Below are 15,183 nucleotides of genomic sequence, written 5' to 3'. Positions count from 1 at the left end.
ATTAAGAAATGATTACAAAAAAATCCTTGTAATCTACATATAAGTAAAATATTATATAAGCAAATGTTTATATATTTAATTTAGGAGGTGCTCTTTATGCAGCTGTTAAGAATTGAAATAGAAAAAGCTGCCTCAATTCTTAAGTTATTAGGGGATAAAACTCGTCTTACGATGGTGAAAATTTTAGATAATCATGATTGTTGTGTATGTGAATTTGTTGAGATTTTCAAAACAAGCCAACCAGCAATAAGCCAACATGTACGTAAATTAAAAGATGCAGGAATCGTACGAGAAACAAGAAGAGGACAATGGATTATCTATTCCCTTAACAAAGAAAGTGAATATTATCCATTCATTCAAAATCTAGTAGAGCATCTTCCTAGCCAAGATTTTAAACTACAAGAACTAGAACAACAGGGATTACGAATCTCGTGTGAGTAACTGGAGGGAATATATTGACATCAGTCGTTTTAGCATCCGTCATTTTTTTACTAACTCTTATTTTAGTTATTTGGCAGCCCAAAGGCCTATCCATTGGTTGGTCCGCTTGCGGTGGAGCAGTCGTAGCTTTACTTGCAGGAGTGGTTGATTTTAACGATGTAATTGATGTTACATCGATTGTTTGGAATGCAACTTTAGCGTTTGTTGCTATTATTATCATTTCGTTAATACTAGATGAGATTGGATTCTTTGAATGGTCAGCTCTACATATGGCAAGAGCGGCAAAAGGAAATGGAGTCCGAATGTTTGTGTATGTTTCGATATTAGGAGCATTAGTTGCAGCGTTCTTTGCCAACGATGGAGCAGCACTTATTTTAACTCCAATCGTATTGGCGATGGTTCGAAACCTAAACTTCAACGAAAAAATGGTTTTCCCATTTATTATGGCTAGTGGATTTATTGCAGATACGACATCTCTTCCACTTGTTGTAAGTAACTTAGTCAACATTGTTTCGGCAGATTTCTTTGGAATTGGTTTTGCAGAGTTTGCTTCAAGAATGATTGTTCCAAACTTCTTTTCATTAGCAGCCAGCATTTTCGTTTTATATTTATTTTTCAGAAAGAGTATACCGAAGAATTATGATATGGCTCAATTGAAAAAGCCAGTTGAAGCCATTCGAGATATGAAGATGTTCCGTTTATCATGGGTTGTATTAGGGATACTTCTAATTGGATACTTTGCAAGTGAATTTACAGAAATTCCTGTATCTATAATCGCTAGCATCGTAGCGATTTTCTTTCTCTTCATGGCTAGAAGAAGTCCAGCCGTAAATACTCGTACTGTTGTAAAAGGTGCTCCGTGGGCAATCGTGTTTTTTTCAATTGGTATGTACGTAGTCGTTTATGGGTTGCGTAATGTGGGACTAACAGATTTATTAGCTGACCTTATCCAGGCTACTGCTGATCAGGGATTATTTGCGGCAACGATTGGTATGGGATTTATCGCGGCGATTCTTTCGTCTCTAATGAATAACATGCCGACTGTTATGATTGATGCTCTTGCAATTGCGGATACGAATACAAGTGGCGTAATTAGAGAGGCCTTGGTCTATGCTAATGTCATTGGCTCAGACTTAGGACCAAAAATCACCCCAATTGGTTCTCTTGCCACTTTATTATGGCTACATGTTCTTTCACAAAAGGGTGTTAAAATTTCATGGGGAACCTACTTTAAAACCGGTATCATATTAACGATTCCAACGTTATTCATCACATTAGTTGGCTTATACATTTGGTTACTTATCATTTCATAAACTTTAAAGGAGATATACATGATGTCAAAAAAAACAATCTACTTTTTATGTACAGGCAACTCGTGCAGAAGCCAAATGGCAGAAGGATGGGGAAAGAAGTATTTAGGTGAGGAATGGGTAGTTAAAAGTGCGGGTATTGAGGCACATGGATTAAATCCGAATGCTGTAAAAGCTATGAATGAAGTTGGTATTGATATTTCTGACCAAACTTCAGATATGATAGACCCAGATATCCTTAACAATGCTGAGTTCGTAGTAACTTTATGTGGGGATGCAGCTGATAAATGCCCAATGACACCTCCTCATGTAAAACGTGATCATTGGGGATTTGATGACCCTGCAAAAGCTCAAGGAACTGAGGAAGAAAAATGGGCTGTTTTCCAACGTGTTCGTGACCAAATCGGTGAAAGAATAAAGAGGTTTGCTGAAATAGGTGAATAAAAAGAATAAAGGGTATCCCCAAAAGCCTAGCATTTGGGACAACCTCATACAGTTTCATTTTTATAAAGGTAGGTATTATGTAAGAGAAAAGAGGGATTCACATTCATATTCTATGGGATTTTGACGGTACATTATTCAATACATATCCAGCATTGGTCAAAGGGTTTATCCATCTAAGCGGCAAAGACTTGGACCCTAATGAAGTACTGAAGTGGCTCAAGGTCAACTCGAAAGTGGCCTTTCAGCATTATGGAATTGATGAAAGTAAGCGTGAGGAATATATCAAATTATATAATCAGTATTCTTTTAACAGCCAGCCTTTTGAGCATGTGAAAGAGGTTTTACAAGTTGCCGATGACAATTTTATCGTCACGCACAGAGACAAGGAGTCTACCCTGTTCCTTCTGGAAAAGTTTAATTTATTACGTTATTTTAAGGTGGTTGTTTCGGTCGAGGAAGAAGGCTTTGCCCGCAAACCACATGCAGCATCCTATCAACATGTGATGAAGGATTATCCGATTGATTTAGTAATTGGTGACCGCGAACTTGACTTAATTCCGGCTAGAGAATTAGGAATTAAAACAGTTGCCTTTGATAATTCGGATATAGAGGCAGACTTTCACCTCGACAGCTATGCTGATTTCAGTACGACAGTCCTTCCTTATGTAAATAAAATAGATTCAAATTGACCTCAATAGTTGGGGTCTCTTTTTTTTGAAACTTTCGCTCTACCTGTTTTTTAAAAGCTAGACTTTTCTATTTCTTTTTACCTAGTACAATTTTCCCAATTGTTTAAATATAAAAAATATTTACATTGTATTTACATTCTATTAATCTAGCGAACATAATTTCTGCCTATAATTTAAATCGTTAAATAAATAAATAATTTGGAGGTAGAAAAATGGGATCTCGTGTAAAGAAGGCAATTCCAATTATCGCAACAACGGTTCTTGCTACAACAGCTTTTACAACCCAATCCTTTTTAAATGATGGAAATGGTCATAAAGTGGAAGCAAAGGAATTTTCAAAGGAAGAAGTAAAACAGAATAACGCTACTTGGCTTGCTGGTGATCATCACGTACATAGTGAGTGGAGTGTTGGCTGGGACAATTCAACAAATCCTCCGACACCTATCCGAGCTGGAGATGCCATTTATCCAATTTCGAAAAATGCGGAAAAGGCTAGGGAGTACGGACTTGATTGGGTAATGACAACCGATCATGGGGGTCCTAACCATTCTAAGGTTAACTTAGAGCAAGCATATCCTGAATTGTTGAAATCCCGTGAAGCTGTTCCTGAAGTTCTTCAATTCTATGGGATGGAGTTTGACACACCGGCTGCTGACCATAGTTCACTAATGATTCCGAAAGTAGAAAATGAGTCACAAATTCTCTATGATATTGAAAGCAAATTTAATAAGCGTGAACCTTTTCCAAATGACGGCAGCAGAGATACTGAGTCTACAATGATCGAAGCACTTAACTATATGAAACAATTAGACGAAAGTGAGCAGCCAATTCATATTGCACATCATCCTTCTCGTTCAGCAAAAGGTGACGGTCAATGGGGACAAGATACACCAGAGGAGTTTCGTAATTGGAATGATATAGCACCAAATATCTCTATCGGTATGGAAGGCGCTCCGGGTCACCAGGCCACAGCCATCAATCCGGATGGCTCTCAAGATCCTAATGGTGCTCGTGGTTCATATGGTAACTATCCAACAATGGGCGGATTTGACCAAATGGCGGCAAAGGTTGGTGGACTATGGGATTCTATGCTAGGTGAAGGAAGACACTGGTGGATTACAGCTACTTCTGATTCACATGTAAACTGGCGCGATGGCGGTGGTGACTTCTGGCCAGGTGAATACTCAAAAACATATGTAAAAGCAGAGAAAGACTATGATGATATCATGGAGAGCATTCGTAATGGAAATGTTTTCGTTACAACGGGCGACCTCATCTCTGAACTTGACGTAAAAGTTCAAGCTGGTGGAAAATCACCTTGGTTTGCGAAATCCAAAGGAAATTCAGCAACTATCGGCGAAACGTTAACGATACCAGGAAAATCTAAAGATGTAACAGTAACGGTACGTATTAAAGATCCAAACGCTGCAAACGCCAATGGCGATAAGCCAGCAGTTGATCATGTTGACTTAATTATGGGTGAGGTTACTGGAAAAGTAGCAGATCGTTCATCTGCAACGAATGCGACAACGAAAGTCGTCAAAACCTTCACAAAGAAAGACTGGAAGCAAAAAGGTGAGTATATCGAGATTACCCACACACTAAAAGATGTTGATAAAGACAGCTATATCCGTTTACGTGGAACAAATACTCAACAAACAGAACCTGAAATTGATCCTCGAGGAGAAAATCCGTGGACTGACCTTTGGTTCTACTCTAACCCGGTGTTTATCAAAACTTCGAAATAGGTAAAAAGAAAATAAGGCGAGGAGACGAATGCCTCCTCGTCTTTTCCTTTTTCAACACGAGAGAACGATACTATTCAAAAAATGGAGGATCTTATGAAAAAGCTATATTTACTCTTTTTAATTATGATGTCAATTACCTCTTTACTTCCATCTCCCTCAGCTTATGCTCATACCAATAACAGTGAAGGGTACTCGCACATTAATGTGAATGGAAATAATCTCGATTATGAACTGAAGCTTGATCTTACAGAACTCGGGCATTCCATGCAAAAAGAAATGGACGGTCAACAAGTTTTTGAAACGGAAATCGTTCAGGAATATATAAATTCACATATTGATCTATATGCAGATAGTGTAAAAGTGGAAGGAGTCATTGAAGCATCTGATATTGAAACGATTGACGGGCGACAGTTTGCAGTAATAGACCTGAACTATGAGCTAGATGAAAAACCTGAAAAATTAGTCTTAGACTATAATATATTTCTAGATGATTCAGATCCAAGTCATGCCAATTATGCAACGATTAAACTAAATGGAAAACAACAAGAAGCGGTTCTGTCATACGAATCAAGAGAGCTCGAAATTGGAGAAGTGACTTTTATCCAATCTGCAAAGCAGTTTCTATTACTTGGCTTAGAACATATTTTTACAGGTTATGATCATATTCTGTTTGTCATAAGCTTATTATTTGGAGCAAAGAACATCCGAAACATTTTCTCCTTGGTCACTGCTTTTACAATTGCCCATAGTATCACCTTAGCACTTGCAACACTAGATATTGTGCAATTACCTAGTAGATTAGTAGAGTCAGCGATTGCTTTAAGTATCATATACGTAGCACTTATTAATATTTTTAACCCTAACTCAAAACATCAGCCATGGCTTGCTTTTGGTTTTGGACTCATCCATGGATTCGGTTTCGCAGGAATACTCTCTGAAATGCGACTTGATGGAAGCCATTTGGTCACTTCCCTACTATCTTTCAATATCGGTATTGAAATTGGTCAGCTTATCATCGTTTCAGTGGTCTTTCCAATTCTCCTGTGGTTGAAGCAAATGACATTCAAACCTATAAAATGGGTGATTCCAGGAACTTCGGTCGCAATTTTAGCATTCGGAGTAGTCTGGTTTGTAGAAAGGGCTTTTTAACAAAGCTGTAACACGTAAGACGTTACTAGAAAAAGAAATTATGGCTAGACTTGTAGTAAACTGAAAAGAAACGAGTAGATAAATCAGAAAGGAGGACCAAATGTCAGACAGAAAGGATGAAATCATTTTAAAAGGGCTTAAAGAACATAATTTAAAAAATATAGATTTACATATACCAAAAGAAAAAATCATCGTATTTACTGGTCTTTCAGGCTCTGGAAAGAGCTCAGTTGTATTTGATACATTAGCGAAAGAAAGTAGAAGACAAATGACGTTGAATTACCCTCTCTATGTCAGAAATCAAATGCCAAGGTATGAAAGACCACACGCTGATCTTATGCAAAACCTAAGCCCGGTTGTAGTAGTAGAACAACGACAAATAGGGGGCAATTCCCGATCAACAGTAGGAACCTATATGGATATTGATCCTTTAATTAGACTTTTATTCTCGAGAATTGGAAAGCCATCAATCGGTTCTGCCACCGATTTTTCGAGTCATAGTTCCTTTGGTAGATGTCCTGAATGTGGTGGATTTGGGGAGGTAATTGCGCCAGACCTAAACAAGATAATCGATTTCGATAAGTCGCTTCGAGACTATGCTGTAAAATTTAAGCCATTATCACCTTCTGGTTGGCAAGGTAGATGGATGATGACCGGTGGTTTATTTGATCCAGATAAACCTATCAAGGACTATTCAGAAGAAAAACTCCATCTGCTATTATATGGTCCCCCGGAAGGTGAAAAAGTCTATGCGCCGTTTCATACAAAAAATGGACCTCAAGATCATGAGTGGGATGGGCTATTACCTCGATTTAAGCGCCTTTATATCAATAGAGATATCTCAAAGCTAAAAGAAGTATCCCAGGAGGATGTTTTTGAAGTCTCAACACAATCTTTATGCCCAACCTGCCAAGGTTCAGGCCTAAATCCAAAGGTATTAGAATGTAGAATAGATGGCTTACATATTGCAGATTATGATCGTTTAGAGCTTCCAGAACTACTAGAAGAGCTAACGAACATAAAAGATCCTATGGGAGAATCGATTGCACAACAAGCAATCCCACATGTAAAACAACTAGTCGATATGGGACTGGGATATTTGAGTCTATCTAGAAAAATGGGTACCTTGTCCAGTGGCGAAGCTCAAAGGGTAAAAATCGCTCGTCATTTGGGGAGCAGTCTAAATAACATCACATACATTTTCGATGAACCAAGTGCAGGACTCCATCCAGAAGAAGTGGATATGTTAATACAGATGCTAAAAAGGTTAAAAAGCCAATATAATACTGTAATCGTAATTGAACACAATCTATCCGTAATAAAAATAGCGGATCAAATAATTGAAATGGGACCAGGAGCAGGTGTAAATGGAGGAGAAGTTATTTATCAAGGAACTGTAGATGGACTAAAAAACTCTCCAACCGCAACAGCCCTAAACCACAAACTAAAAATAAACAAAAATCCAAGGGATAGAAAGAGTTATTTTACAATAAATAAAGCAAGTAACAATAACTTAAAAAATATAAGCGTACAAATTCCTAAGAATGTCTTAGTCTCTGTATGTGGAGTATCAGGTTCAGGGAAAAGCTCCTTACTGTTGGAAGCGTTCGCGAACAAATATCCTGAAACAATCATGGTAGGACAAGGTAGCATTGGAATCTCTACCCGTTCGACCCTCGCTACATATATGGGAATAATGGACGATATTCGTGTAATACTTTCAAAAGAAACAGGACAACCACCAGGTTTATTCAGTTTTAATTCCTTAGGAGCATGTCCTATCTGCAAAGGAAAAGGGATTATAGCTCCAGATGTAGCATTTGCAGATCCGGTGACTATCCCTTGTGAAACATGTGGCGGTACGAGATACTCAGACGTGGCCCTTTCATACCGTTATCAAAATAAAAATATCGTAGAGATACTAGAATTAACAATAGATGAGGCTATTCATTATTTTACAATACCAAAGATTTTAAAAAGAGTGCATACGCTAAAAGAAGTAGGATTAGGGTATCTAACCTTAGGGCAGACGACAAGTTCCCTAAGTGGAGGAGAAATTCAACGTCTAAAACTTGCAAGCCACTTACAAAAAGAAGGACAAATCTACCTATTAGACGAGCCATCCTTAGGACTGCATACAGAAGATAATGAAAAACTCTTAGACGTATTTCAAAATCTTGTAAATAGAGGTAATTCTGTCATCATCATCGAACACAATCTAAATTTTATCGCGGCGAGCGACTGGGTAATCGAATTGGGTCCAGGAGGAGGAAAACAAGGCGGACAACTCATATTCGAAGGTACACCAGAAGAAATGTTACAAGCTGAGACAACAACAGCGAAATGGGTAATGGATAGTGTTGGAAAACAATTCAATGAAAATAGTGAAAGAGTTTTTTAAATGAGGAAACTCATAGGGCTAAGATGAATCGTTGATTGAGAAGTAAACCAAAGGTGAAAAAGAATAATGTTAGGTCTGCCCTAGTGGAGTACTGTGTGTATTCAATGGAGGCAGGCCTTTAAATGTTTCCACGGGAACATTCTGTAAAACATGAATACTCGTGTTATCATTGTGATAAAAAAATATCTTGAATTCAAGAGTCTTGAATTGACGATAAATATGTTTAATGCTACGATAAAAACAATCTAGAATTCTCACAATTCCTTCATTGCCATAAGAATTTAGGCTTAATTAAGGTAATTGTGGACCTTAAAGGAGTTTACTCAAGTGGAAGACATGAATAGGACCCTACATTATGTAGACAAATCCATAAGCTCTGATATAGCGAAACAAAAACAAGTAGAAGAACAAAACGAAAAATATAGATTGATTGCTGAAAATACAACAGATTTAATAAGTCTCATTGAAGTAGACGGCTCGTTTCAATATACGTCTCCTTCCTTTGAAACTCAATTAAACTATAATTTATCTACCATCGGACAACTTAATTTTTTTGATATGGTTCATCCAGACGATCAGGTGGTGGTTAACAAGGAAATAAGGATTTTTTGCAAGAAGAAGAAAACAGTTAGACATATTGAGATTCGTATCCGCGATAACAAAGGGGATTATATTGATATAGAGGCCAGTTTTAGTGTCATTGACAAATCAACCTTCTCTAAAAATGATTTAATTCTCGTTGTCATGCGTGATATTCGATTCAGGAAGATATTCGAACAAAAAATATATCATTTAGCTTTTCATGACACATTAACCAACCTGCCGAATCGACGTTCTTTTATGAATGAATTCAATAGGGAATTAATTGACAGGAAAAATAGGGCCTCTTCTTCTAAGATGTCGGTTCTATTTATTGATCTTGATAATTTTAAATCAATTAACGACCAGTGGGGGCATGATGTAGGTGATCAGGTATTAATTGAAGCCGCAAGAATTATAAAGGACACAATTCGCCCAAGTGATCTAGTAGGTCGTGTAGGTGGGGATGAATTTATTGTATTATTCAAGGATATAAAAGATGAAGAGGATTTAAAACAATATGTGAATCAAATTCTAACGAAATTTAACACCCCGATTTCCATTTCTGGGCAGGAGTATTTCATAACATGCAGTATTGGGGTAGCTACCTATCCGAATGATGGTGATACTTCGAGGGAACTGATTAAGAATGCAGATGATGCCCTTTATAACGTCAAAAATAAAGGAAAGAATCATTATTTACTCTTTAATAGTAAAATTAAAAGTGAATCTTTAGAACGTAGATTACTAGAAAGCGCATTAAGAAATGCGATAAAAGAAGAACAATTCTATTTAGAATACCAGCCAAAATTAAATATTTCTACGAAACAACTAATTGGAATGGAGGCTTTGGTTAGATGGAAACATCCTGAGCTTGGTACCATTCCACCTGGTAAATTTATAACATTGGCTGAAGAAACAGGATTAATTGTGCCACTAGGGGAATGGATCCTGCGGGAAAGCTGTAGGCAAATGAAGGAATGGCAAGAAAATGGCTATCAATCATTGGTCATATCGGTTAACGTTTCCATCCGACAGCTTGAGGACCCTCATTTCATCAAAACAGTTGAGAAGATACTAAAAGAAATAGATTTAGACCCAAAATGGCTAGAAATTGAAGTGACAGAGAGTGTTTTTATGGATGTGAATGATGCTGCATCCGTTCTTGAGGAAATTCGCCAATTGGGAATTCAAATTTCAATTGATGATTTCGGAACGGGATATAGTTCGCTTAGTTATCTTAAGCATCTTCCGATTGATACACTAAAGGTCGATGCCTCCTTTATTAAAGATATTCATGTCAATGAAGAAAGCAGAGCCATTGTAAAATCCGTCCTAACCCTAGCAACAACCTTAGGTTTAAATGTAATTGCAGAAGGAATCGAAACTCAGGAACATGTCAATGAACTAAACAAAGATGGTTTAATATTTGGACAAGGTTTCTATTTTAGCAAGCCATTAAATAGTCAAGCGTTTGAAGAATTTCTTTTAAGAGAAGTGAATGTCTAAGTTGAATCGGTAAAGTAGAGAAAGTAACGTCAATTATGGCGTTGCTTTTTTTAGAGGAACTCAAATATACGTGTCAACTCCTACTGAATCACCATGCATATGAATATCCTGAACTATATGTTCTTGTCCAAAACATATTTCTATTACTAGGCAAATATCTTTAGTAATAAAGTCAGAGCAAAGGTGTGATGTCATGCAGAATCAACCTCAACTTCCTGGTCATGAGGTATGGTTCAGTTTAATCAAATGTTAATTTCACTCGGATCGTTTGCTACAAAAACCTGAATCTCTTCAGAACAATTATTTGTAGAACAATCCCTTACAGAAGATAGCTTTTGTTAAGAATCATGAAGGATCATGCAATGTTCTTGGGTGAGGGGTTTAACCGAAAAGATACTAATCATATTCAGCAAACAGAAAGGTATTATTACTTTGAACAACAGGTAAAAAAAGACTCATCAAGTTCCAAGTGATGTAACATTAGTAAGAAAATTAAACGAGGAAAGTATTGAACTGGTTCATGGGTTTCGAAATTTTAAAATGAAGGGTTATAAAAGTGGAAGGGGAGGTTTTATGGCAAAGGTAGGAAAAGATGATTTCATAAACGGTTTTGTTCCACATCATAATCATGGCTCCGTTGATTATACTTCCGTGGAGGCTGACCACGTTCACCAGTGTTTAGATGTCACTTCACCACCGATTCCTACTCACGATGGCAGCCATATACATTATACTGAAGGATATGTTGTTTTTGAAAATGGGCATTCTCATCATTACAAGGCTTATTCAGGGCCAGCGATTCCGGTAGGTAATGGTATGCATGTCCATTATTATGATTTTTACACTTCCGAAAATGATGGACACAGGCATCATGTAAAGGGTGTAGACCGACCAGCACCCGGTAATCAATAGCAATCAGGAGGCCATGTTATCCAAATAACCTACTAGATATTCATAGTAAACTAGAGTTTACTTTTTTTAAAAACATGTTCCTCAAGATTATCAGATGAAACTCTGATAGGATTGCCACGGGCTACCTCCAATATATCCTAGGATATTATTGAGGGTAGCCTTTTTGTATGATCTTTAAAGGATAAGAGGATTTAATATTTAACATTATTTTCCGCAATGTTGGGGAATATAATCCCATACTAACCTTGAGAAAATACATAAGACTGCAGCAGCAATCATAAAAATTCACTCACTTTTTGATATATCGAGTAGAGGTGAAAAATTCATCGGAGGTTTTGGTGTTGTCACTTACCCTTACTTTTAGTCTTACCTTGTTAATGATGGTTGCTTTTTTTTCGACAAAGAAGCATTTGCATATATTTGAACTGTTATTTGTATTTTCTCTTTTGGTGTTTGTCTACACTAGTTTTGTGTCAATTATAAGTGTGAACCTCAAACTATGGGAAATAAGTACCGAGATACAGGATCTTTTCGCCCTTCGTCTAAACGGAGTTATCTTTGTGCCGTTAACCATTTTGTGGCTTATCGATTTGTGGCATGGATTGAGAAGTAATCTTTATAGATATGCCCTTCTTTTCCTGTGTTTTTTCATTTTCTTATGGATAGGTGATTATATATTAAGATTTTACGATGTATATCAATCTCATGATGGGAATTATGCAATTTTAGGTATAGTTTGGGGGTTAATATTTTTCATTATGTTACTTGCACAGCAATGGTTTAGATCGTTACTTATTAAGGAAGGAAACATATCATGAATTTACTTCCACTTCCCAATGAAGTAAGCACAAATGAATGGTTTGTCATTATTTCGCTCATTGTGTCTTATTCGGTATTTTTCTTTTTACCGAGAAGAAAATTCCCCATGAGTATAATCATCTTGATTCTGTTATTTTCTGCTACTATATCAAGAATTGCAGATCATCTATTCGCAGGCCCACCGCTGGATTTATATGATTTAATGGATAATGGTAATTTCGAGATGTTTGATATTCTTACCTATCTTCTATATGGGCCATTTGCTTTGTTTTTTATTTATCTTTATGAAAAATTTAAAATCAAGCAAATTTATACCTTTTTATATATCATGGCGTTTTCGATTTTTAGTGTCGTATATGAATGGATTACAGTATTGTTCGGTGTTTTTACATTCAAGGAATGGAGGTCTATTTATTCCTTTCCAGTATATTTATTTGTTCAGTCATTAATCATTTTGTATTATCACTTGTTGAAACTGTTTATAAAGTGCAAGTAAAGGTATGGATAAGGAATACGAAAAGTCATGATGGAAGTCATGACTCAGACTGTTGACAAACGCTCGCATACTGCGTTGCTTGCCTCGCTCGTCCGCTTATGAAGGTAACTTCTATTCGCGTCTTCGCTCAGCTGCGGCCTTGTCTGACAAGCGCTTTCAAGACAGCCTGGGACTTGAGTTAAAATTTAGATATCCTTAAAAATTCGTGTAGACAAAGTCAACACTGACTTTGTCTACACTCTGAGTCATGATGGAAATCATGACTTTTTTTAACTGATTTAACAATTTATTATTGTAATTGTTTTGGTGTATGAGAAGAATTTTTATTGATGGTTTCAGTGAAGATATTGTCCTTGTCCTGTGTGGATGTTTGGTTGTTTTGGACCATAAGCTGACCTTTTTCAATCAATTGAATAAGGTTCTGAATATCTTCTTTTGTTGCAGGTTGTTTTTCTTTTTTTAATGTATATCCCAATTGACCACTTGCTTCAAGTGTAGCAAATTCAACATCACTAATTGCAGTTATTCCTGATTGTCGTAGTCGTTCTTCTAATTTATCAACGGGGAGTCGGAGTTTGCTTAAATTCTTTTCATGTAAGGTACCATTCTCGATAACAGGGATGGCCTTACCAGAAATGGCAGACTCGGCTCCATCAAATTTTAATTGGATGTATTCAGTTAAGAGTAGACTTAGCACCAGAATTAGTGCTACACCAAAAGTTGTCCAAAGTCCCTTTCCGGTGACCGGCTGAATCAAAAGTGTCCCGATTGCTAACATGATAACAGTTTGTGGAAACGTCATCTGAGAAATCGTCCTTCTACCACTCATTTTTAAAACAATCGTTCCGATTACAAATATAAGTATTGTCTGCCAAATTATGTTGAAATCCAAGCTCATTCTCCTTTCCTGTGTGTAATCAGGATGATTCGTTTCAAGGTATGTATTTGTTATATACCATTATTATCTTTATAAATTTCTCTTATATGTATTAGAACTATTCAAAGAACGTTACTGTTTCATTTCTACTTCTCGTTATAGGCAGTTTCATCTTCATAAAAAAAGTGAGTTTACATTGTCTTCTGTTTGACAACGTAAACTCACTTTATGGTCTTTCTTTATTCATGATTCATTACGCTATGCTTTTTACCATAGATAAAATAGAAGAGTAATCCAATTACAAACCAAATACCACATGCAATCCATGTAAAGACAGAGAGCTGAGTAATTAAAAATAAACATAATAAGAATGAACAAATCGGTAAAATAGGAAAGAATGGCACTTTAAATCCATTAGAGGGTATGCTCTTATTTTTCCTTAAGTAAATAACACCAAGTGAAACGATTGTAAATGCAAGTAATGTTCCTATGTTAACTAGTTCTGCTAGTGACGATAGAGGAACAAAGCCGGCACAAAAAGCTACCAATGTTGCAAATACCCATGTGTTTTTAACAGGTGTTTTATATTTTTTACTAAGATCAGCCATACTTTTTGGGAGTAATCCATCACGACCAAACGCGTAAAGAAGTCTAGTTCCGCCATATGACATAACGAGGATAACTGTCATCATTCCGACAACAGCACCAAGTGAAACAATGCCAGCCACCCAATCTTGGCCAACAATCTGCATAACAAAGCTAACGGGATCACTTACATTAAGTTTTGTATATGAAACCATTCCAGTCAAAACAAGCGAAACAGCTACATACAGAATTGTACAAATAAATAATGATCCGATTATCCCAATTGGCATATTTCGTTGAGGATTTTTTACCTCTTCAGCCGCTGATGATACCGCATCAAACCCAAGGTAGGCAAAGAAAACAAGGGCTGAACCACTCATAACACCATTCATTCCGAACGGCATAAATGGGTGCCAATTCGCAGGTTCAACATAAAAAATACCTACTCCAATAAATAAGAGAATAACACCTACTTTAATAAATACCATAATCGTATTAAACTTCGTAGATTCTTTAATTCCAAGCGTTAATAGAAATGCAGTAGCAAATATAATGGCGATAGCGGGTAAATTGACAAATGTACCATAAGTTGGATTAAACGAACCAGAGATAGCCTTTGGAATGGTAATATGAAAACCTTCTAACAAAGTACTTAAATAAGCAGACCAACCAGTTGCGACCGCCGCAACGGCTAAGCCATATTCTAACAACAAAGCCCATCCAACTAACCAAGCGACTATTTCTCCAAATACAATGTATCCATACGTATATGCACTACCCGTTACTGGAACGGATGAAGAAAATTCTGAATAACACATTGCTGCTAACGCACAGACAATAGCTGCTATAATAAAGGAAAAAACAATTCCTGGACCAGCGTGTCCCGCAGCTACTGTCCCAGGTAGAATGAATATACCTGTTCCGACAATGGCACCTACCCCAAGAAGCATGAGGTCAAAGGCTCCTAATGATTGCTGTAACTGGATTTCTCCGTTTTTTTTCAGTAACTCGCCGAGATCTTTTTTTCTGAATAATTTATTTCTCATACTTGATCCTCTTTTTTTGAAAATATGTTAAAAATTCTATCTGTTTATCTCGAATAGGTCAACTGGTTTTGTCGAATTACCAATATTTTTGTCGAATAATGTGATATTTATAAAAATTTAGTAAAGAATGGAGCGAAAATACTTTTCATATAATAGCTTTCTATGGTTTGAGCCCCCT

At 36.7% G+C, this 15,183-nt stretch carries 13 protein-coding genes; 11 read left to right on the top strand and 2 right to left on the bottom strand.

The features are described from left to right. The first annotated feature begins 96 nt into the window (after nt 1-96). The 11 genes from BTHG_RS15930 (at nt 97) to BTHG_RS15880 (ending at nt 12,497) form a co-directional block, all read left to right on the top strand. On the top strand, nt 97-441 hold the full coding sequence (locus BTHG_RS15930; RefSeq protein WP_010677731.1) for an ArsR/SmtB family transcription factor: 345 nt from the start codon (nt 97-99) through the stop codon (nt 439-441). 14 nt (nt 442-455) lie between these two features. Continuing rightward, entirely contained in the window at nt 456-1,754 is a 1,299-nt protein-coding gene (locus tag BTHG_RS15925; RefSeq protein WP_010677730.1) for an arsenical efflux pump membrane protein ArsB, read from the top strand. Between the two features lie 21 nt (nt 1,755-1,775). Continuing rightward, entirely contained in the window at nt 1,776-2,195 is a 420-nt protein-coding gene (gene arsC, locus BTHG_RS15920) for an arsenate reductase (thioredoxin) (protein ID WP_010677729.1), read from the top strand. A gap of 95 nt (nt 2,196-2,290) precedes the next feature. Further along, nucleotides 2,291-2,884: an HAD-IA family hydrolase gene (locus BTHG_RS15915; RefSeq protein WP_332306437.1), complete on the top strand. Its 594-nt coding sequence runs from the start codon at nt 2,291-2,293 to the stop codon at nt 2,882-2,884. Nucleotides 2,885-3,096: 212 nt separating this feature from the next. Continuing rightward, nucleotides 3,097-4,632 carry a CehA/McbA family metallohydrolase domain-containing protein gene (locus BTHG_RS15910; protein WP_010677727.1) on the top strand — a complete coding sequence of 512 codons (1,536 nt, stop codon included), beginning with the start codon at nt 3,097-3,099 and terminating at the stop codon, nt 4,630-4,632. Between the two features lie 93 nt (nt 4,633-4,725). Then, the gene (locus BTHG_RS15905; RefSeq protein ID WP_010677726.1) at nt 4,726-5,781 is read left to right on the top strand and encodes a HupE/UreJ family protein; all 1,056 of its coding nucleotides are present in this window, start codon (nt 4,726-4,728) and stop codon (nt 5,779-5,781) included. A 100-nt stretch (nt 5,782-5,881) separates the two neighbouring features. Further along, entirely contained in the window at nt 5,882-8,182 is a 2,301-nt protein-coding gene (locus tag BTHG_RS15900; RefSeq protein WP_010677725.1) for an ATP-binding cassette domain-containing protein, read from the top strand. A gap of 336 nt (nt 8,183-8,518) precedes the next feature. Then, nucleotides 8,519-10,270, top strand: coding sequence for an EAL domain-containing protein (locus BTHG_RS15895; RefSeq protein ID WP_232284488.1), 1,752 nt, complete (start codon nt 8,519-8,521; stop codon nt 10,268-10,270). A 347-nt stretch (nt 10,271-10,617) separates the two neighbouring features. Beyond that, nucleotides 10,618-10,743 (top strand): hypothetical protein, encoded by a 126-nt coding sequence (locus BTHG_RS27970; RefSeq protein ID WP_408605285.1) that lies wholly within the window; start codon nt 10,618-10,620, stop codon nt 10,741-10,743. A gap of 100 nt (nt 10,744-10,843) precedes the next feature. Then, nucleotides 10,844-11,182, top strand: coding sequence for a YmaF family protein (locus tag BTHG_RS15890; RefSeq protein WP_010677722.1), 339 nt, complete (start codon nt 10,844-10,846; stop codon nt 11,180-11,182). Between the two features lie 814 nt (nt 11,183-11,996). Continuing rightward, a complete protein-coding gene (locus BTHG_RS15880) occupies nt 11,997-12,497 on the top strand; it encodes a hypothetical protein (protein WP_010677720.1) in 501 nt (166 codons plus the stop codon). 289 nt (nt 12,498-12,786) lie between these two features. On the opposite strand, the gene BTHG_RS15875 is transcribed toward BTHG_RS15880, so the two are convergent. Together BTHG_RS15875 and BTHG_RS15870 are read right to left on the bottom strand one after the other, a co-directional pair. Then, complete coding sequence (locus BTHG_RS15875) at nt 12,787-13,389, bottom strand: DUF421 domain-containing protein (protein ID WP_010677719.1); 603 nt, start codon at nt 13,387-13,389, stop codon at nt 12,787-12,789. 224 nt (nt 13,390-13,613) lie between these two features. After that, nucleotides 13,614-15,005 carry an amino acid permease gene (locus BTHG_RS15870; RefSeq protein WP_010677718.1) on the bottom strand — a complete coding sequence of 464 codons (1,392 nt, stop codon included), beginning with the start codon at nt 15,003-15,005 and terminating at the stop codon, nt 13,614-13,616. Between the last annotated feature and the right edge of the window lie 178 nt (nt 15,006-15,183).

Origin of the sequence: Bacillus timonensis (assembly GCF_000285535.1) — a bacterium.
GTDB classification, from domain to species: domain Bacteria; phylum Bacillota; class Bacilli; order Bacillales; family Bacillaceae_L; genus Ferdinandcohnia; species Ferdinandcohnia timonensis.
Note: the sequence above shows the minus strand (reverse complement) of the source record. Positions and strands in the feature narration are given on the sequence as shown.

Excerpts from the sequence above, each read along its gene's own strand:
- BTHG_RS15930 (WP_010677731.1), top strand. The coding sequence starts at position 97 with ATGCAGCTGTTAAGAATTGAAATAGAAAAAGCTGCCTCAATTCTTAAG.
- arsC (WP_010677729.1), top strand. The coding sequence starts at position 1,776 with ATGTCAAAAAAAACAATCTACTTTTTATGTACAGGCAACTCGTGCAGA.
- BTHG_RS15910 (WP_010677727.1), top strand. The coding sequence starts at position 3,097 with ATGGGATCTCGTGTAAAGAAGGCAATTCCAATTATCGCAACAACGGTT.
- BTHG_RS15905 (WP_010677726.1), top strand. The coding sequence starts at position 4,726 with ATGAAAAAGCTATATTTACTCTTTTTAATTATGATGTCAATTACCTCT.
- BTHG_RS15900 (WP_010677725.1), top strand. The coding sequence starts at position 5,882 with ATGTCAGACAGAAAGGATGAAATCATTTTAAAAGGGCTTAAAGAACAT.
- BTHG_RS15895 (WP_232284488.1), top strand. The coding sequence starts at position 8,519 with ATGAATAGGACCCTACATTATGTAGACAAATCCATAAGCTCTGATATA.
- BTHG_RS27970 (WP_408605285.1), top strand. The coding sequence starts at position 10,618 with ATGAAGGATCATGCAATGTTCTTGGGTGAGGGGTTTAACCGAAAAGAT.
- BTHG_RS15890 (WP_010677722.1), top strand. The coding sequence starts at position 10,844 with ATGGCAAAGGTAGGAAAAGATGATTTCATAAACGGTTTTGTTCCACAT.
- BTHG_RS15880 (WP_010677720.1), top strand. The coding sequence starts at position 11,997 with ATGAATTTACTTCCACTTCCCAATGAAGTAAGCACAAATGAATGGTTT.
- BTHG_RS15870 (WP_010677718.1), bottom strand. The coding sequence starts at position 15,005 with ATGAGAAATAAATTATTCAGAAAAAAAGATCTCGGCGAGTTACTGAAA.